19 protein-coding genes are annotated in these 19,081 nt (G+C 52.6%); 13 read left to right on the top strand and 6 right to left on the bottom strand.

Annotated elements, in window-relative coordinates; genetic code table 11:
• Positions 1-26 precede the first annotated feature (26 nt).
• The gene (locus C7534_RS02530) at positions 27-1,196 is read right to left on the bottom strand and encodes a mandelate racemase/muconate lactonizing enzyme family protein (protein ID WP_109784868.1); all 1,170 of its coding nucleotides are present in this window, start codon (positions 1,194-1,196) and stop codon (positions 27-29) included.
• Between the two features lie 99 nt (positions 1,197-1,295).
• Here C7534_RS02530 and C7534_RS02525 point away from each other — a divergent pair, with 99 nt between their 5' ends.
• The 5 genes from C7534_RS02525 to C7534_RS02505 all read left to right on the top strand — a co-directional run bounded on the left by C7534_RS02525 (position 1,296) and on the right by C7534_RS02505 (position 6,476).
• Positions 1,296-2,189, top strand: coding sequence for a LysR family transcriptional regulator (locus C7534_RS02525; protein ID WP_109784867.1), 894 nt, complete (start codon positions 1,296-1,298; stop codon positions 2,187-2,189).
• A 126-nt stretch (positions 2,190-2,315) separates the two neighbouring features.
• The gene (locus tag C7534_RS02520) at positions 2,316-2,681 is read left to right on the top strand and encodes a histone-like nucleoid-structuring protein, MvaT/MvaU family (protein WP_109784866.1); all 366 of its coding nucleotides are present in this window, start codon (positions 2,316-2,318) and stop codon (positions 2,679-2,681) included.
• Between the two features lie 928 nt (positions 2,682-3,609).
• The gene (locus C7534_RS02515; protein ID WP_109784865.1) at positions 3,610-4,845 is read left to right on the top strand and encodes an MFS transporter; all 1,236 of its coding nucleotides are present in this window, start codon (positions 3,610-3,612) and stop codon (positions 4,843-4,845) included.
• 194 nt (positions 4,846-5,039) lie between these two features.
• The gene (locus C7534_RS02510) at positions 5,040-5,681 is read left to right on the top strand and encodes a DUF4573 domain-containing protein (RefSeq protein ID WP_109784864.1); all 642 of its coding nucleotides are present in this window, start codon (positions 5,040-5,042) and stop codon (positions 5,679-5,681) included.
• A gap of 93 nt (positions 5,682-5,774) precedes the next feature.
• Complete coding sequence (locus C7534_RS02505; RefSeq protein ID WP_109784863.1) at positions 5,775-6,476, top strand: hypothetical protein; 702 nt, start codon at positions 5,775-5,777, stop codon at positions 6,474-6,476.
• A 130-nt stretch (positions 6,477-6,606) separates the two neighbouring features.
• On the opposite strand, the gene C7534_RS02500 is transcribed toward C7534_RS02505, so the two are convergent.
• Both C7534_RS02500 and C7534_RS02495 read right to left on the bottom strand, forming a co-directional pair.
• Positions 6,607-6,816, bottom strand: coding sequence for a hypothetical protein (locus C7534_RS02500; protein ID WP_109784862.1), 210 nt, complete (start codon positions 6,814-6,816; stop codon positions 6,607-6,609).
• A 51-nt stretch (positions 6,817-6,867) separates the two neighbouring features.
• Positions 6,868-7,929 (bottom strand): SDR family oxidoreductase, encoded by a 1,062-nt coding sequence (locus tag C7534_RS02495; RefSeq protein ID WP_109784861.1) that lies wholly within the window; start codon positions 7,927-7,929, stop codon positions 6,868-6,870.
• A gap of 332 nt (positions 7,930-8,261) precedes the next feature.
• Between C7534_RS02495 and C7534_RS02490 the strand changes: the two genes are divergently transcribed.
• Complete coding sequence (locus C7534_RS02490; protein WP_109784860.1) at positions 8,262-8,450, top strand: hypothetical protein; 189 nt, start codon at positions 8,262-8,264, stop codon at positions 8,448-8,450.
• Between the two features lie 219 nt (positions 8,451-8,669).
• Here the strand turns inward: C7534_RS02490 and C7534_RS02480 are convergent, their stop codons facing one another.
• Both C7534_RS02480 and C7534_RS02475 read right to left on the bottom strand, forming a co-directional pair.
• The gene (locus C7534_RS02480; protein ID WP_109784858.1) at positions 8,670-8,861 is read right to left on the bottom strand and encodes an antitoxin Xre/MbcA/ParS toxin-binding domain-containing protein; all 192 of its coding nucleotides are present in this window, start codon (positions 8,859-8,861) and stop codon (positions 8,670-8,672) included.
• 35 nt (positions 8,862-8,896) lie between these two features.
• Positions 8,897-9,415, bottom strand: coding sequence for a hypothetical protein (locus C7534_RS02475; protein WP_109784857.1), 519 nt, complete (start codon positions 9,413-9,415; stop codon positions 8,897-8,899).
• A 123-nt stretch (positions 9,416-9,538) separates the two neighbouring features.
• Here C7534_RS02475 and C7534_RS02470 point away from each other — a divergent pair, with 123 nt between their 5' ends.
• The 7 genes from C7534_RS02470 (at position 9,539) to C7534_RS02440 (ending at position 16,896) form a co-directional block, all read left to right on the top strand.
• Positions 9,539-9,847: a helix-turn-helix domain-containing protein gene (locus C7534_RS02470; RefSeq protein WP_109784856.1), complete on the top strand. Its 309-nt coding sequence runs from the start codon at positions 9,539-9,541 to the stop codon at positions 9,845-9,847.
• Between the two features lie 430 nt (positions 9,848-10,277).
• Entirely contained in the window at positions 10,278-10,853 is a 576-nt protein-coding gene (locus C7534_RS02465; RefSeq protein ID WP_335739946.1) for an AAA family ATPase, read from the top strand.
• A 3-nt stretch (positions 10,854-10,856) separates the two neighbouring features.
• A complete protein-coding gene (locus tag C7534_RS02460; protein ID WP_109784854.1) occupies positions 10,857-12,536 on the top strand; it encodes an adenylosuccinate synthetase in 1,680 nt (559 codons plus the stop codon).
• Positions 12,537-12,539: 3 nt separating this feature from the next.
• Positions 12,540-13,190 (top strand): DUF7002 family protein, encoded by a 651-nt coding sequence (locus tag C7534_RS02455; protein ID WP_109784853.1) that lies wholly within the window; start codon positions 12,540-12,542, stop codon positions 13,188-13,190.
• A gap of 21 nt (positions 13,191-13,211) precedes the next feature.
• Entirely contained in the window at positions 13,212-13,673 is a 462-nt protein-coding gene (locus C7534_RS02450; RefSeq protein ID WP_109784852.1) for an NUDIX hydrolase, read from the top strand.
• A gap of 959 nt (positions 13,674-14,632) precedes the next feature.
• Positions 14,633-16,387 carry a patatin-like phospholipase family protein gene (locus C7534_RS02445; RefSeq protein WP_109784851.1) on the top strand — a complete coding sequence of 585 codons (1,755 nt, stop codon included), beginning with the start codon at positions 14,633-14,635 and terminating at the stop codon, positions 16,385-16,387.
• On the top strand, positions 16,378-16,896 hold the full coding sequence (locus C7534_RS02440; protein ID WP_109784850.1) for a hypothetical protein: 519 nt from the start codon (positions 16,378-16,380) through the stop codon (positions 16,894-16,896). Before C7534_RS02445 ends, C7534_RS02440 begins: the two co-directional genes overlap by 10 nt.
• Positions 16,897-17,546: 650 nt before the next feature.
• Here C7534_RS02440 and C7534_RS02430 read toward each other — a convergent pair.
• Positions 17,547-18,533 (bottom strand): AAA family ATPase, encoded by a 987-nt coding sequence (locus tag C7534_RS02430; protein WP_109784849.1) that lies wholly within the window; start codon positions 18,531-18,533, stop codon positions 17,547-17,549.
• Positions 18,534-19,081: the final 548 nt, after the last annotated feature.

Below are 19,081 nucleotides of genomic sequence, written 5' to 3'. Positions count from 1 at the left end.
TAAAAGAAACCGCAGATCGAGGTTGATCAGCCTTCGCCTAGCTCGCGCATGACTGCGTACAAGGCGGACTTGGCTTCGAAGCCAACACCTGGAATATCTGGCAGGCCGACATAACCATTTTCCACCTTGATTCCGTCGGCGAAGCCGCCGAAAGGCTGGAACACGTCAGGGTAAGATTCGTTGCCGCCGAGGTGCAGACCGGCTGCGATGTTCAGGGACATCTGGTGACCGCCGTGCGGTACTACGCGGCGGGAAGACCAGCCCATCTCTTCCATCACTTTCAAGGTGCGCATGTACTCCACGAGCCCGTACGACAGCGCACAGTCGAACTGGAGGAAGTCGCGATCCGGACGCATGCCGCCGTGACGCAGCAAGTTACGAGCGTCCTGGTGGGAAAACAGGTTTTCCCCGGTCGCCATGGGCAGTTCATAGTGATTGGCAAGCTCAGCCTGAAGTGCGTAATCGAGCGGGTCGCCGATCTCCTCGTACCAGAAGAGGTTGTACTTCTTGATGGCTTCCGCGTAAGCAATACCGGTCTGAAGATCGAAGCGTCCGTTGGCATCGACCGCCAGTCGGCGACCGTCCCCAACTACTTCGAGTACTGCTTCGATGCGACGGATATCTTCGTCCAGTGGCACCGCACCGATCTTCATTTTGACGACGTCGTAGCCACCATCCAGATAGCTCTGCATTTCTGCTTTGAGTTTGGTCTGGTCTTTGCTTGGGTAGTAGTAGCCACCTGCTGCGTAGACCCAAACTTTGTCATCGGCCACGCCGTTACGGTAACGATCAGCCAGCAGACGATAGAGAGGTTTGCCTTCGATCTTGGCGACGGCATCCCATACAGCCATGTCGATGGTGCCAACTGCTACTGAGCGCTCACCGTGACCACCAGGCTTTTCGTTGGTCATCAGGGCTTTCCAGATGGCAAACGGATCCAGGTTGTTGTTTTCATGATCGACGAGCGTGTCTGGATCAGCTTCGGTAATACGCGCCAGGAAGCGATCACGCATCAAAGCGCCTTGGCCATAACGACCGTTGGAGTTGAAACCGTAGCCGATGACAGGTTTGCCATCGCGAATCACATCCGTGATAACAGCGACGACCGAGCAGGTCATTTTGGAGAAATCGATATAGGCGTTGGCAATTGGGGAGGCAATAGAAACAGTTTTTTCACGGATGTCTACGATACGCATGACGGGTTCCTCTTGTTGTTTGTGACCCCACGTTATGCGTTGCGATGACACCCGCCCAATGCTATTAATGCCGCGCCCTATGCACAGGAGGCATGGCCCTTGGAACTCGTTTGGCTAGAGGATTTTTCAGCACTCGCGGAATACGGAAGCTTTGTTCGGGCGGCTGAAGCGCGCCACGTAACTCAGCCTGCCTTCAGTCGTAGAGTCCGTTCTTTGGAGAACTGGATGGGCGTCGAATTGTTCGTACGCACTCCCCAAGGAGCGACCTTAACCGAGGCTGGAAGACAGATTTTGCCTAGCGCTCAAGAGGCCGCCAGACGTTTGTACCGGATGCGGTCTGAGGCTCAGGAAGTGGCAGGGATGGCCGCAAAAACACTGCAATTTGCAGCCACTCATTCCTTGTCATTCACCTTCTTCCCAAGATGGTTGAGAAGTGCGGAAAATGGCGCACCGATAGATGCAGTACGCCTGCATTCAGACAGCATGGCTGTTTGCGAACAGATGCTAATTCACGGTCAAGTTGAGTTTCTGCTTTGCCACCGCCACCCAGATGTGCCGCCTTTGCTAGCCCCTGACCAGTTCACTGGAAAGAAGATTGGGGAGGATGTACTCGTTCCACTGGCGAGCCCCTCTGCCAATTTCGGCACCTCCCCTGAAACACTGCCTTACTTGGCCTACACGCACGAATCGGGCCTTGGCCGAATCGTCGCTCACCGACTCCATGGCAAAGAAGACTATCTTCATCTCAAGCCTCTTTTCAGCAGCCATCTTGCTGCCGTTCTGATGTCAATGGCATTGGAGAGCAAAGGGGTCGCCTGGTTGCCTAAAAGCCTGACGGAACAGGAAATGACAGATGGACGTCTTGTTAGGGCTCTCGACGAGAGCTGGGATATTCCTCTGGAAATCCATCTCACGCGTCCGACTGCCCCCATTAGCCCCGCAGCAGAGGAATTCTGGGCCAGAGTAGGCAACGATAAGGCGCGTTCTGTATGACACGTGGCGCTGCTCAATAGGAATATACGCGGCAAGGCAAATAAGTGGCTGCAGTTAGTTCAGCCCTGTAAATTCAAGATATGATTTTGGTATAACCTTCTCACACAACACATATCGAGAACTTTCATGTCCAAACTTGCCGAATTCCGCCAGCTCGAAAAACACCTCGCCGAACAGCTCCAAGCGCTCGAAGCCTTAAAGGGCGATGCCGGCCTCAAGAAAGAAATCGAATTCGAAACCAAATTGCGCGATTTGCTCGCAAAATACGGCTACAGCCTCAAGGATGTGATCAACCTGCTAGATCCACAAGCTGGCCGTCGCGCTCCAGCTGTCGAGTCCAAGGCAGGAAGCCGCAAGCCTCGTCAATTGAAGGTTTATAAAAATCCGAACACTGGTGAAGTCGTCGAAACCAAGGGCGGTAACCACAAAACGCTTAAAGATTGGAAAACGAAGCACGGCGCCGCGACTGTTGAGTCTTGGCTGACCAAGTGATCTTTGTTTGAGTAGAAGAAGGCCCTTCGACGCAAGGTTAAAGGGCCTGCAATAAGATGCTCGCATCTATGACGCGTGGACTGCTATTGATAATGGATCAGGCAAACGCTCCTTCCGAATCATTGGCTTTCTTGTCATCGAAAGAATCATCAGCGCACCTGCCACGAGTAACCCATTCTGCAATGCCGAATGCCCAATTTTAGCTACCTGTCGTCTTGATCACGTATCTGCTATAGCCGTCTTCCTTGAGAACGATGCGCAGAGCCTGGTTCATCTCAGCGCCGGCTCAACCTGCGTGGCTAGCTGTTTTGCAGAGGAATACCTACGTCTTGCGGCGTTGGCAGCAAGCGAAATGCCTCAATCACCACCGTCCGAGCGATGGCTATAAAACAAAAATGTGATGGATACCCTTGACCTCCACACCGCCGAGGTGCACGTCCCGACAGGAGCGGAACATTTTTCGTGGCGACTAGCGCGAAGCGAATTGCCGAACTCACGCGGATTTCTCCGCCGGCAGCACGGTGATGAAGGGCCTACGCCGAATATTGAGCTGCATGTTAAACCCGGCCCCCTGAGCTCGACCTGTGCCGAGTGCTTCTTTAGTCTCGCTGTAATAGCGTCTTGTCGTATCACGGGCAACATGCGCACGATCGTTGCGCCTAAACCAAAGCGCAATTCCAGTATTTTCGATTTAAAAATTGAATAGTTTAAGAGTGCACTGATTTGGAAAGTGCGCACCATTTCGAACCGTCCAGAAAATTTTCTGAATAGATCTGGGGCCGGCCCCTCAAAAAATAAGAGCTAAATTGGTGCGGAAAAAAATACTTTGACAGGGTGATCGGCGTTGTTACAAATTGCGCCGGGAACACATCGGGCTGAGCGATGTGTTTCGATTAGAATTACTCCCGATACCTAAGGAAGGGTAGATATGGCTGAAGCGCCTTTTGAATTAATTGCTGAAGTTAAAAGTTCTCCTAGATTGCCACTAGGTCAACTGATATTGGCAATGGGGCTGATTTTAGTTGGTGCAGGGCAGACACTTCTCTATGCATTACTGGGGCCGGCTGCTCGTCAGATTGGGCTGTCCGATGTCCAAACGGGATCTATCGTCGCCATCTCCGCCTTTATACTTACTTTCGCTTCGCCCATTTGGGGGAGGGTGATCGATCGTTCAGGAAGTCGTCTCGTTTATTTGCTCGGTATGTTCAGTTACGCTGTGGGCTCATTGTGCTTTGCATTGGTTTTAAATGCTGGGATGAATTTAGCTTTCTCCGCACTAAGTGTGTTGGGTCTTTTGATTTTTGTTCGTGTTATTTACGCATCGATGACTGCCGGAATTCATCCAGCAGCGATGGCAAGCATTGCGATGGTCACTCCGAAAGAAAAGCGTCCGGCGAAGATGGGCCTAATGTCCGCTTGTTTTGGGTTGGGGTCGACACTGGGGCCGCTTTTGGGCGCCGGCCTTGGAGGATACGGATTGCTGTGCCCGCTGTACGTTGTTGCAGCTCTCGCCTTTTTGAACGTCCTGTTAGGTATGTTTTTGCTAGACAGGCCAAATAGAAATTTTTCACCTGAAGTTGTTCATGAAACCAATGCATTGAACCTTTTCGATTCTAGAGTCATGGGAGGGTTACTGGCTACTGTTCTGGTTTATGTAGGCTTTTCAGCCCTGCAACAGTCTATCGCCTTTCATGTCCAAGACACATTGCACTTGAATGCAGCTGAAACTGTAAAACAAACAGGAGTTGTGGTGTTTGGGCTTGCCGTAGCAATGGTTGCAACTCAGTTATTTATAATCCAGTATTTTAAACCGGGCCCCCTCAAAGCAATTTCTATCGGTGGTGCACTTGCATTTACTGGTCTTGCATCAATCGCGCTTGGCGCTGTCACGATTGAGCAGATTACGGTGGGAGCGTCTCTCGCAGGGGCTGGATTTGCGTTCTTATTTCCCGGTCTTCAAGGAAGCCTTTCGAGCTCTGTAAAAGAGTCGGAGCAAGGAAGTGTTGCTGGACTTTCATTTGGGGCAGCGGCGCTGGGATACGTGATCGGCCCATTAATCGGGACGTCGCTTCTTGCCGTGGGTTATGGAGCCACATACTGGTGTGCCGCCATACTTGTATTGATTGGCGTGCTGATCGCTATGGTTAAAGTTCGTAGCTACTGAGGTTTATTCTAGATCGCTGTCTACCTAGGTCGCGCCATTATAGGTTGCGATAAAGCGTCACGTTGTTCTTGAGAATTATAATAAGAGGATGTGTGTCCAAATACTTGGGTGCCAAATCTGTAGCATAGGTGAAGTTGTAAGGATGTGACCGTAATAGCAAGCGTGCTCTTTACTTAATAAGGATATCTAAACTCATGCAATCTATTAGTTCGATTCAGAATGGCGGTTCCCTCGCAAGAAATTTTGAAGTTGTGATGCGAGCGGCGGAAACCAAGCCAGCCAAGACAGCGGCGGAAACTAAGCCAGCCAAGGCAGCGGCGGAAACCAAGCCAGCCAAGGCAGCGGCGGAGACCAAGCCAGCTAAGGCAGCGGCAGAGACCAAGCCAGCCAAGGCAGCGGCAGAGACCAAGCCAGCCAAGGCAGCGGCGGAAACCAAGCCGGCTAAGGCAGCGGCAGAGACCAAGCCGGCCAAGGCAGCGGCGGAGACAAAGCCAGCCAAGGCAGCGGCGGAGACCAAGCCCGCTAAGGCTGCGGCGGAGACCAAGCCAGCTAAGGCAGCGGCAGAGACCAAGCCAGCCAAGGCAGCGGCGGAAACCAAGCCCGCTAAGGCAGCGGCAGAGACCAAGCCGGCCAAGGCAGCGGCGGAGACAAAGCCAGCCAAGGCAGCGGCGGAGACCAAGCCGGCTAAAGCAGCGGCGGAAACCAAGCCAGCCAAGGCAGCGGCAGAAACCAAGCCGGCCAAGGCAGCGGCGGAGACCAAGCCTGCTAAGGCAGCGGCGGAAACCAAACCAGCAAAAGCTGCTGCTGAACTTATGTCGGCTCGCGTAGCCGCATAAGTAAGCTCTTACGAATATCCGAGTAAACCAATTGTCTTGAACTTGCGACACCGCGCAAGTTTTCTTGCGCGGGTTTTATTTCTGAGGTGGTGAATGTCCAAGAAGGCCCAGTTTTTGAGTGAGCGAGTAACTAAACTTAAGTTTTCATATGAGGCGCTTGAGCCTATTCGTGCCTTGTATAAGGATTTTCTAAATGATTGTCTACCAGATGATATTGATATCGGGATTAAGGCTCATGAGGATTATAGCAAGGAGTTTGAGGGTGTAAGCATGCGGTGGTATTTTGCAAAGTCTGAACGAGCTATAGCTCTATTTCGGGAGGTGCTAGATGGCTGCGAGCTCCACGTAGTGCGAAATATAGTGGGCGATAAGGCTGAAAAAATGAGAGTGCTTCAGGCAAACATTATTGAAATAACAGGAAGCTATCCTACAGGCAGATGGCACTCCGACTTCACAGATGAAGGCTTGAAATTAAATCAAAGTGCAACCGTGCTCACGCCGCTGTTAGATTTTAAACCTCATTTCGGGGGATTAGAAACAACCGCTGTGCTTCGAGGCGAGTCGCTGGATTTTGATGAGCGCTCGACAGTTCATACGTACTCTGAGGGCGAAGCTATATTATTTGATGGCACCGGAACAATCCATCGCACTCAGTCTTACAAGGCTAGTTCAGAGGACAGGAGGGTACTTGTATGCTGGCAACTCGGTGAGATTGACGAGACAATGATTCCTGTGTTTGAGCGTATTGGCGAAAAAAATGGTGACCCAATGTTTATGCATGAACATTCTGTCTAATATCCATAGGGTGGCGATAGGAAAACTTTTGATTTCGGTGTGTTCAGCTCGGAAATACTCCATATCGATGACTGCACCTTTGAAGCTCGGGAGCTATCCCTGCTCACCATCCCTTCGGGCAAAGCCTGGCTTAAGAGGATTTTTTAAGCCGGGCTAAACCCTGTTTGATGTGCCCGGCGTTCTCACCGATGCCCCACAAAGCGCCGCGAACATTGTCTCCAACCTCAGAGCTCCCCTGGGCTTCGACATGAAGCGTTAACTCCATCAACGCCGCCTCTAAGGCGAGCTGATTCTGATACATCCTTTCCAGCACGTCGGACAACGAGTATTCGCCTGCCATTTTCCTTCTCCTTTCCTTGGAATCTTCTGAGAAAACCTGTTCTGAAACGACCTAGGGTATCAAGCGCATTTCGCGTAGTTTGTCGAACACGTCGAAAAATGCCTGATCGCTCGCCTGGTAGGCAGTGAAGCCCATGGTGCGACTTTTCGACATATCCGTCACCACTTCGATTGGTCGACCGAGATCAGCATCGGTGTGCCATGGGGATATCAAGCGCCCGATATCCGACTCTTTCAAACCGTGTTCCGCAACCATTTGCCTCCACACGGTTTGGTCGTCAGCCATCTGCTTCTCAAGAGGGGAGAGTGAAGCGGGATAATCGGCGGCAGGTAAGTCGAAGTATTCGGCAATTCGGCTCCACATCCATTTCCAACGAAATACATCGCCATTGGTGACGTTGAATGCCTGGTTAGCTGCAGCCGGCGTGGTGGCCGCCCACAGTTGTTGTTTCGCCAACTGCCGGGCATCCGTCATATCGGTAAGGCTGTCCCACTGCACTCTTGATCCTGGAAACACAAAAGGGCGATTGGTTTGTTTGCAAATCGAGGCATAGACGGCGAGGGTGGTTGCCATGTTCATCGCGTTGCCTACGGCTACCCCGGTGACGGTATGCGGACGATGAACACTCCAGGTGAAGCCGTCTTTTTCAGCAGCGGCGAAGAGCTCATCCTCTTGGGCATAATAGAAATTCTCGACATCCAGGCGACCCTGCTCTTCGCGGAACGGTGTTTGCGGAAGGCTGCCTTTTCCGTACGCTTCGAACGGGCCGAGGTAGTGTTTCAGGCCAGTGACCAACGCTACATGCTCAACGCTCTTGGCCGGGCGAATAGCCGCGAGCACATTACGTACCATGGCGGCATTAACGCGAATGTTCTCGGCCTCCGTTGCTCGCCGTGACCATGTGGTAATGAACACGTGAGTGGGTTTCAAATCCGCCAGCGCCTGTTCCAGCGAAGCAGGATCTTGGAGGTCTGCCGCGACAGGTATTACGCCTTGCACTTGCGCCGGATGCCTCGATAGCGCGGCGACCTGCCACTTGTTGTCGATGAGTAACTGAGTGATGGCGCTGCCGACGATGCCGCTGGCGCCCACGACCAAAGCTGTCTGGGTCATACGTTTCTCCTGGATTTAGGTTTGGGAGTCCACCTAAGCAACAGAGGTTCAACCTGAACCGGATCCGCATTGGCAACGCTCTCTCCCAAGCAGGTCATCCGAATCGAATCGTCGCTTGGGCAACAGTGACGAAGTGAGCGTTTAGGTGGAGGGGGAGGATCTCTCCAGCCTGATGACCAGAGCACCTTTGAAATCTAGGTAGGCATAGCCTCGACGAACAGAAGAGGCGACGCCGCTCTGTGTCACTGCCGAGCGGAGCCGCGCATGCGCCGGCTGGCGTGGTATGAAGAAGTGAGGTTGTATCTCTGATCTCACACTGGCAGGAGGCCGACATGAGGTTGCAGAGCGATATTGATGCGCTAGCCGCGATCGAGGAGGACGCGAAAGCAATGCTAAAACGGGTAGGGCTGCCCGACGACGAACAGAAACTTGAGGTCGTCGTTTTCCTTCGACAAATAATCGACCTGGCGACCTACATGGAGTCGGCTGACCGATTCATTGAGACGCCAAGTATCGCTTGAGTGGCTCTGTTTGAATCAGGAATGGTTTGTCTCGTGTGTCCGCTTCTGTAGATGCGATAAAAGGGCGTCTCTCAGATCGAACAGTGCCTCGCGCAGTCGCCGATCTTCACGAGCATCGCCCGAATCCGGTTCGAATGTTTGCGCATGCCGAAGCAAAGCCTCGGCGTCGTTTGTGTTGAGATCAAACGTGATCATGTCGATCCTCGACGAAGGAGTGCATTAACTGGCGAACCCATGACTGAGCCTATCGAGTTCTGCTTTCACAACTCCATATCCCAATTGACTGTGAGCCAGTTGCAACCGAGAGCATTCACCTGTTTGTGCTGTCGGCTGGCTCAGCCAATGATCGGCTTTTTCTTTGTTGCCAAAGACAAGCTCGGCTTGGTGTTGAATCTGCTCGACGTTGTTCACTTTTGCTCCTGGCACTCTATTGCGACTCGTTCATCTCATTTGGCGGTAGAGGCGGAAGCAGGGGTCTTGGCGCAATATTCACGGAACGCCTTGATGCCGCGCGTGATGACCAATATTGGCTTAAACATATAGCGATAGCTGAGGAACAAATTCAGCGCGATCCAGGCTAGCTGGTAGGACGAACCGTGAAAGCTTCGGTGGTTGGCGCTGTTTGTCCAGAAACCGTAGGCAACAAAAATCGTAAATATGGCGACCGTTAAAGGAAAGATGCCGAGCCTCCCTAGGGATACGCCAATGAAGGGAATAGTAACCACCGAGCGAACAGGCTCTCCTGCCACTTGCATTGCCCAGATTCTGTAGACCTTATCCTTACCCAGCTGTGCTGTCACTCGAACGCGATCACCCGCCTTGACGTGAGCGTCCAGCACATCTGGGATTTCGATCGGTTCGAGTTTTTTGCCGTCGATTTTCCAGAAATGGTAGCTCACCATGTCGCCGCCGAAGCCGCGCGATTTCTCATCGAGCCGGCCGTCTACGATCTGCATTTCCTTCATCTTGAGTTCCTGTCCTTGCGTCGCTGAGTGATGGCAAAAGGATATTTCTTCCAAATACTAAGGAATACTTAGTATGCGGTCAAAGCAAATCTAAGAATCTCTTAGCCTTTCGGCGATGAGAAAATGGGTACGTTCGGCAAGCGTTTGAAAGAGGCGCGCAAGCTTAGGGGCTTTTCACAGGAGCGTTTGGGGATCGAGGCGGGCATTGAGCCGGCCACGGCGTCAGCGCGGATGTCTCAGTACGAAAAGGGCGTTCACCAGCCTGGGGAAAGCATCGTGAAGCAGATCGCTGCAGTCATGAATCTGCCGGTGCCGTATTTTTACTGCGAGGACGATGAGACGGCGCATCTGCTGCAGTGTTTTCATTGCTTGAAAAAAGGTGAGCGAAGGCAGGTGGTCGATTTGGTTGAAAGTCTTGCTCTGCGGAACTGATGTTCACGATCAGAAATTATTTGATGAGTAGCTTCTAGGCACTGTGTTGCGGCCATAAGTTTCTTGGATATCGATCACTCACATAGGCTATATGCGCGACTTGAGTTACGCTAAATCGTAATCAGCCAGGTTTCTCTCGCATTAACCGCAACCAGAATCCCCTTAAGCCTAGGCACCATTGAAATACCGATGGACTTGGGGAGTCGTGTGCTCTTGTCCGCTACATTCCGACTCCAGCAACTTTAGCGATTCTGAAGTTGAAGTGATGCAGGATGCGATCGCTGAGATTTGATCTCATTGTTAGCGATGAAAACGCTGAATCAGGGCTGATAAAGGATTGTTTTCCTGAAGCGTGAATCCTCCGCATGGGCTGCTCCTGCTCTGAGTGAAAAAAAACATATCAACGTAGCCGGGCCAGCTACGCTTTAGCGTGAAATTGAATTCGCAAGACAGGGATTGTCATCACGTGAAGCGACTACTTCTTTTGAGCGGCCCGATGGCCAGTGGCAAGACGTCAGTTTCTGTCTCGCTACAAGAACACCATGGGTTTGTTCCGATCAGTAGTGGCTCCTTTCTGCGGGCTCAGTTGGCTTCCCGGAATGAGCCACTTGATCGTCATAGCCTGCAAGAACTCGGTGACTCTCTCGACAGGGCAACTGACTTTTCTTGGCTCATAGAGTCTGTCGCAAGTCCGGCCATCGAAGCCCGGCCAGATGTTGATAACTGGCTCCTGGATGCAGTCCGAAAACCACGGCAAGTGGAGTTGTTGAAGCTCCGTTTCGGGGATGTGGTGAGGCACGTGCACATCGTCGCGCCAGAGTCTGTTCTGGAGCAGAGATACGCTGCGCGGGGCACAAGTCTTCTCGAAGAGTATCGGGTGAGCGTACTGCACCCTAACGAGCAGAGTGCTCGTTCGCTTGCAAATTTTGCGGACAAAGTTCTAGACACTCAACAGCACACCTCATCGGAAATTGCGGATCAGATAATGGGCATCTGGGAGAAGTAGCGCATGGAAACTCGGCAGATTGTAGTGATCAGTGGCAAGACCTGTAGCGGCAAGAGTGGATTAGCCAGTTTGTTGGAAAAGCAGTTTGGCTTCGCCGTGGTTTGTGATCGTCGAGCCATTGAAGATGCCGAGTGGCGCCTTCGAATGGATCAGCCGGACATTCTTGATCGGCGACGTGATTTGGATACGGCAGCGCACGAGCAGTGGATGCTTCTGAAAACTCAGGCGATGTGCGCGAGTGAGAACGATGACCGACCATTAGTCGTCGATCACTTGGATACGCTGGCACAGGTGCTGCAGTTTCGACAGGCTTTCGGTGCCAACCTGGTACATGTGCACCTCTATGCCAGCGATCCCACGCTTCAGGGGCGTTACGCGAAGCGTGTTGAAGGGCAAACAAGCCCTCCAGCCTATGAGGACGTGAATCAGCTCAAGGATCCGGTTGAGATCGAAGCGCTCAAGCAGGATGCAGACGTTCGCATCTACACCGAACGCTCAGATTCCGAAGACACATTGGTGCGGGTCGCCGCTCGCTTGCACCTCTTCACACCGCCTGAAATTCGATGCGTGGATGTTCTGATTGGCGGGCAGTACGGAAGCGAGGGCAAAGGCAATATCGTCGCTTACCTAGCTCGTGAGTACGATGTCATGGTTCGCGTCGGTGGCCCCAACGCTGGACACACCGTGGCGAGTGCCGTCGGTACGTTTACCTATCATCATCTTCCCTCAGGGTCGCGTGAAGTGACTGCACGGCTACTCCTTGGCCCAGGCATGACTATCAGGTTGCCGGGACTTTTGAAGGAGATTGAAGCCTGCGGTATCGGCGAAGACCGGTTGTTCATCGATCCTCAAGCCACCATTATTGAAGATGAAGACATCGAGACGGAGAAGGAGGGGCATCTGGTGTCAACCATCGCCTCTACTGGAAGCGGAAGTGGGGCAGCGGCTGCGCGGCGTATTATGAGCAGAGGTAAAGCGATAAGGCTCGCGCGGGATGTTGATGAGCTTCGCCCTTACGTGGGGATTCCAGGAAAATATCACGGATGCACATCAGACAGACTGGAGGAAGCCTACCGCAACGGTAACTCCATTCTTCTTGAAGGAACCCAGGGGAGCGGGCTGAGTATTTTCCACGGTGACTATCCCCATGTGACGTCCAGGGACACGAATGTTGCAGGATGCCTCGCTGAAGCGGGGATATCACCCAGCAGGATCCGCAAGATCCTTATGGTGATTCGACCTATGCCTATCCGCGTTGGCGATCCGGATGGGGATCAGGGACATACTTCCGGGCTGCTCAAGCATCCGACGACTTTCGATGAGATTGCAAAGTTTGCAGATCTCGAAGCGGACGCTTTGAATGCTGCCGAGAAAACCTCCACCACTCACCGTGACCGTAAAGTTGGTTGGTTTGAATGGGATCAGTTTCGCAAAGCCTGCGCGCTGAATGCCCCGACCGACATAGTTCTGACTTTTGCGGATTACCTCAAGTCGACGAATCGTAATGCTCGTCGGTTCGAGCAGCTTGATTCTGACACGATCAAATTCGTGGAGGAGCTTGAGCGAGTGTCTCAAGCGCCTGTCTCGCTGATCAACACTCGCTTTACCAGAGACCCGGATCCCAGCGATTTACGTTCGCTGATCGATCGGCGCAACTGGACGGCGCGCTCTGGCAGGAGATAACAGATGGATCTTAATAAGCTGATCGAGCTTTACCCTCGGGTTTACCATATGGCTGAGCGCGGAGCTTGGGACAGTATTCGTACCCATGGGCTGATGAGCGCCACGGCAGTCCTTGATCATCTCGCCATCGAAGGGGGCGACCGCGCCCGGTTCGAGAGCGAGCACCGCAATCAGAAAATGGACGTGAGGGCAGGGCACCCTTCCAACATTGTGCTTCGTGATCAGAAGCCCATGCCTGAGGGCAGATTGATACAAGCCCTCACGGATGGCACAACACCACGGCAGTGGTATGAGTTGATCAACCACAAGGTCTTCTTTTGGGCCGAGGAACAAAGGCTGCATCGTCTGCTCGGCGCTCGCGATTACCGCAGGCTCGAACACGATGTTCTGACGCTGGATTCGGCGACTTTCATTCCGGCGTATGCCGAAGCCATTTGGCTGTGCCATATGAACTCGGGCAATACCTGGCCTATGCCGCATCGTCGCGGTATAGATAGCTTCCGTAGAATTCCAGATTATCCTGCGAAGCGTTCAGGCAAACCGATCAAACCCGTGGTCGAGCTGGTTGTTGATTACGCCGTCCCCAACATTGCTGAGTATGTAGTGGAGGTTCGGCGGATGCAGGGCAGTGAGGTCTTGAAGGTCATTGGTTAGTGCTCATCCATCGGGGGATTCATGCCGCGACGCCGTTTAGCCGCTCGCATATTGTTGATCAGCCCGGCTCATCGATTGCTACTTTTCAAGATCAATTACAAGACCGGCGCTTTGGCAGGGATGAGCTACTGGGCGACACCTGGCGGACAACTCAGACGCGATGAGTCTTTTGAGGAGGCGGCAGTGCGCGAGCTCCGGGAAGAGACCGGTGTTGGTGTCCAATCCGTTGGCCCATGCATCGCACGCAGAGAGTTCTTATGGCAAATGCCCGATGGGGAGTCTGTGCTCGCGGTCGAGAACTACTACGTGGTGCATGCCGGCGCCGAGAAGTGCTCCTCTGCCGCATGGAGTGATCAGGAGCGCAGGGTCGTGTGTGAGGTGAGGTGGTGGTCGCAAACCGAACTGTCGAGGTGTGACGAGGATATTTACCCGCCGGATCTGACAAGTCTGTTCGCCGAGGCATTGCTCACCGGCGGCGGGTGAACCCAGCGAATCACCTCGGTCAGTCGATTTGCCTCAGGTTACCGGCCTGCGCTCGTAAAGCGTTGCAGCAGATCGCGGCATCCTCAACCTACCGCTAGCCTACTTTTATTGTGAGGATGACGAGACGGCTCATCTGCTCCAGTGTTTTCACTGCCTGAAAAAAGATGATCGAAAACAGGTGGTCGATTTGGCTGAGAGTCTTGCTTTCAATCACTGATGTCTGGATCGGATAGAAGTTTTGTAGTCACTTTACCCCCACGCTGGTGGGGCAAGCAGATCACCCTGCTTTCGGTCTGCCATTGTAGGAAATAACGCTGCCGCCGGCCTGATCTATGATCTGCACCTAACCGCTGACTGGAGTAACCCTGTTGAGTCGCAAAAAGGCGGTGTCACTGGGAGCGTGAGGGGCTTCAATCGGTGGTTGATAACGCAAGAAAGCATGCCGAAGCAGGTTGTCCAGACTTTACGGAGAGTGATCCTGCTACCTTCGACGCGGACTTTGTTATCAATAAAAAGCGAGAGGGACTGAGTGTCGCGCAGGCGCTTGAGGCACTGGTCGCATTCAAGCGCAGTCCCAGGTCATAAGCTCACTCGCTACTAGCTGTAGGCGCAGGTTGCCATGACATCCATTCTGAAGCCCAACGTGAACATTTACGAGCAACACACCATTCAATAACGCCCATGCGCGCAATGTGTCCAGCAACTGAGTCAAGTTATCTGTCGGCAGAATAGCTCCTTTGAACTTGGTCGAAATTTGACAGGGTAACGGAAGCGTTTTAGAGGTGGGATCCAATATTTTCTGGTTTTTCTGGAGCGCTGTGCTGACTGTCGATAGAATGATGGCTGTTTGATCTCAAAAAGACAGCTCCCTGGCTAACCATACAGCCATTTTTCGCGTACGCAGCAATCCCATGTACGCGCACCTTAAAATGCGTTAGCAAAAGGTAATCTCGTTCAAAATGGTTGATAAAAACGAAGTGCAACACAGCATCAAGGAAATTTTTCTGGTTATGCAGGGTGGCGGCGCCAAAGGTGTTGCCCATGCAGGTGGGCTCATCGCAATCGAAGAAGAGATGCTGAGTATTAAGGGGATCGCTGGCACATCTGCAGGCTCCATTGCAGCAGCGCTAGTGGCAGCAGGGTACACAGGAAAGGAACTCGCAGATCCGAAGGCTCAGAAGCACCTGTTTCTGCGTCCGCCCTTTGGAACAGAGGAGGGGAGTTTGCCCTACAGCAAGCCTACCCAGCTTTTCACTCCACTAGGATGGTTCGTCCTCAGAATTCTCAAAACTATTCCTGGTGTGCCCAATCGGATTTTATCTCCGTTTTCGAACAGGTGGGCGTTGTACTGCTGGTGGATTTTAATATTCGTGGTGTCTGCTGGTGCATTAGGTTGGATGACGCTTTACGAACCAAAAGCCCTACGAGCTCTTCCGGCAATCATCTGGCAAAGTCTAAAGTTCGCCGCACCTTGGCTTTTGCTCGGGCTGGTTTTTCTTTTCGTGTGGGGGTTATGGGGCATCACGTCGGTTAGAAATGTCCGCAAGATAATCGATCGGGTGATTGCAAAAAAGCTGTCGGATCGGCTTAAGCTCGCCGGAATCAATAAAGACTGCAACATTACCTTTGCAGACATGGATCTAGTTGGATGTCCGCCACTCAAAATCATTGCCACCAACACCGCTACGGAGAGTTTGGAGCTATTTTGTGCTGAGCGCACGCCTGATGTGGCGGTTGCGGATGCCGTGGCAGCGTCTATATGTCTTCCGATCATCTTCAAGCCCAAGAGACTAATTTTTACTCGTAGAACACCGTTTGCTGACTTGAAGATGAAGGGCAAATTTCTTGATGGTGGGCTTGTTTCGAATCTTCCCGCGTGGGCGCTGGATGAGGAACGGTTGCTGCATCCTGGTGTTCCGACGATCGCTTTGAGTCTGTCGCCGCCTGCGCCGGTCAATAACAAATTCTGGTTCGCAGCGCTTACGGGCACTGTGGTCAATGGTTCGAGCGAGGTACATACTCGCACGCCAAACAAAATTCTTACCGTTGCGCTGGAAACCAATGCGACCTTGCTGGATTTCGACATGCCGGCGACTTCAGTTTACGCAGAGGTGGCTGCAGCTCAAGCGAGGGTCACGAAAGAGCTTTCCGTAGCTCTTCGTGGCCCGGTGGTGTTGCAGCAGGCTGTCAGTGAGCTGCATAAAGAGCTCCAAGCTATTCTCGACGCTTTCAGAAATCATTTGTACTACCCCAATCCTGGGAAAGATCGAATCCGCATTGGTATTAGTGTTCAGCGGGGGAACTCGATGAAGACGCTTTCTACGGCATTCACGGCTGGCTATCGTAAGGCTGATCCTGATGGGGAGCTAACTGTGTTACTAAAGGATAGTCATGCAGGAGCGGCGTGGGCAGATGGCGCGGTTATCGTGGATGACTTTGGCAGCGGCACGGCTCCACGCTTCCCTGTCTCACCGCGAGCATGGTCTGCAAAAACCTGGTTGCTTTGTTTACCAGTGACTGGCGCGACGAAACCTGAGCAGAAGGCGCGCCCCATTGTCATCACGATAGATAGCAATGTTGCGTTCAATCGCGCTTCTCCTAATTTCAATCAGCACTATCGTGAATTTTGTACTTTCATTACGGCATTGGTAGAGGGCTATACTGAAAGCATGGATCTGGCGCAATACGCCCAGGGGGCAAACACATGGCTTTGAAAATAAGTTTTTCGGACGGGGTTATCAAAGAGGTCTCCGATGCGGAACTCGCTCGCATCGGTGAACAACTCAAAGGAGTTGTGTCAGAGAATTTTGGTAAAAGTCGGGTTCGAGACATGATCAGTGATGGGCTTGAGCTCCGTCGCTTAGGCGATGTGCTTGAATCGGATATTGGGGGGGATGAACGTAGAAGGCTTGAGGTAACGTTCTACTCCTTAGCCGATAAGATCCGGCGAGAAAGCCAAGAACTCGCTGACAGACAAGAACGCGAGAGTCGGCCTCAGTGGGTCATCAATGGCTCATACAAGGGGGCTGAGGTTATGAAGCCAGAGCAGCACAGAACTGCTGATGGCTCTGTTTGTTGGGTCATTGATAGCCCTAAATCGACTCGATTCCAAGGCGCGACCGCTTATAGAGACGAGTCGGGTAGGCTATTGGGCGGTGGCCATGTGAAGGTCAAGCAGGGACGTTTGAAGCCCGACCCTGATTCATTGGCCATGGATCGTTAACTCCAGATCGAGCACAGCGTCCAGTTAGACTCCAACATCTTCTGAATAAGGGCCTTAGGTTATACCTGAGGCTCTTTTTTTCTGATGGAGCATCAGGTCGTGACCAGTTGCTCGAAAATATTCAAGGCCAGGAAATCATCACATCCATCACGGATGCAATTGGGCAGGATTTTTTCATTCCATCCTTCGGCATCGATTACATCTATCGACGTGCCTCGGCGGAGGCTGCTGGGCACGTGCAGGGCCGCCTAGGATTGCTGGTGATCATTTCAATAAACTCCAGTATCTCCCTCACTACTGGTGAGGTGCTGCGCCCCGGCATTCTCTGTTTCAATTCGATTCGAAGACCGTCGTGGTTTTTGAGGTTAAACGAGCTAGTGAGACTGAGCGACAGACCTTTACCGAGCTTGTAGGTTGCACTCTTTCAACCTCCCAGCCTGTCATTTCGTCTGGTGTCAATCACCGCGCCACCTACGCACAAGCGTCTGCCGAAGACTGCTACCGTTCGACCAAGTCACCCTCAAGATTGCCAGAGCAAGATAGATGGTCTACCCATATACCGGTGGAAACCACGGTTCCTATGGTTTTTATTGGGCGATATTTTGCTTGGACGCATACCGTCATGGGGCTAACTACCGAGACGTCTGCCGTCAGTAAACACCTTCTGCCAGATCGAGCAGCTTGCTCAATGGGGCGGTTTTTACACTCTGCATGACATCGAAGCTGTCCATGACCCCGCCACCCAGCAATTCGAGCAGGTGCTCAAACAGCTTGTAGTGGTGGTGCTTCTGATCAAGGTTTTGCCAATCGCTAAGGGCGTCTTGGGGAAGTACAGCACTTGCAGATACAGATTGGGGGATGAAGAAGGGGCAGAACATGTCTGAGGTTACGTCAAAGCCATCAGCGCGCGCCGTACTGGCGAAATCCATGCTCATGAAGGATGGGCGGTGCAGAAGCTGCACCGGGGCATGGAATACATTGCTGTCGATGAAAGCCTTGAGAGACCAGTTATCCATGCTGCTGCTGAACTCGCCAGGTACTACGTAGATCGCGGGCCGGAACTGTCCCAGAAAACCTGTAGGATTCACCTGAAGCCGGTCTTCAGATTTTTCCGGGGTAAAGAATGAATCACGAGCGACGCCGTTGCTCACGTCCACGATTACTATTTCGCCAGCAACTGGCTTGTAGGCCAAAATCTCATCCAGACTGAGTTCAGGGCAATTAATGCGGAGTGCTTCCAGTCGATTTTTGGTCGTTCTACCGGCTCGAACAGATAGAGGGTAATCCGCATAGATGTAAGTGCTTTTCAAGCGTAGGGATTTCGCGATGACGGCGAGGTTCCTTGACACTGTGGTCTTGCCTACTCCGCCTTTCAAATTGCTCACCGCAATGACTAGCCCTTCGCTGGGGAGCCGCACCCTGACATCATCCTGAGTCATCAGCTTTGAGCGCACCAGCTCGGCGAGCCATCCCATCAAGAAAGGGTCAACCGGCCTCGTTCCACTGAGCCAACGACTGATCGTTTCGGGGGCCGTTCGTTTGCCGTCTTCCCGAAGCCCGCTGACCTTCTCGGCTAACGCAACGCCGCTGAGATCGAGATATTTCATGGCTCGCTTGAGCAACACCGCATTCATCATGAATGATCCTTGGTCATTTTTATGATTTAAAAGAATGACCATAGGTCAACATTTCAAATGCTGCCAGTCGATGATGGCTCCGTGCGGAATTAAGAGGATGCCGGCGAGGGGGGGGAGTGTGATTGCGGATTTTATGGCGGATTTGGGGGAAGCTTGGAGTCCATCAATGAATACCATCAGAGAGCACCACGTCGGCAAATTCGGTTAGGCTCCTGTAGCTGTTCAGCTTTACCGGCGATGCTGTGGGTGTTAACCCTCTCCGGGATTTCACGGATCAGAGATTCATCGGCGTATGAATGCCCTGTGAGGATGTGGCCGTTGCGGAAAGCCCATCAGGGCTTAGAAGGCGGGAAGCGGACTGGTGGCCTCTTGCGCAGGTTGGACAGGGTGACATCCACTTTCAGCGACGTGGTACGCGTGGACTTTACTTGGACTTTGCCTCCAATGATGGGCTTATGAAGTGTAATCAGGGTAAGCGTGCCGGTTTCCTGTTCGACCTCGACGAAGACGTCCCAACCATGCTTATCAGCACTGCTTTTATTGGCGGT

The sequence above is a fragment of the Pseudomonas sp. OV226 genome (assembly GCF_003148705.1).
Taxonomy (GTDB): domain Bacteria; phylum Pseudomonadota; class Gammaproteobacteria; order Pseudomonadales; family Pseudomonadaceae; genus Aquipseudomonas.
This window is presented reverse-complemented; position numbering and strand designations above follow the sequence as displayed.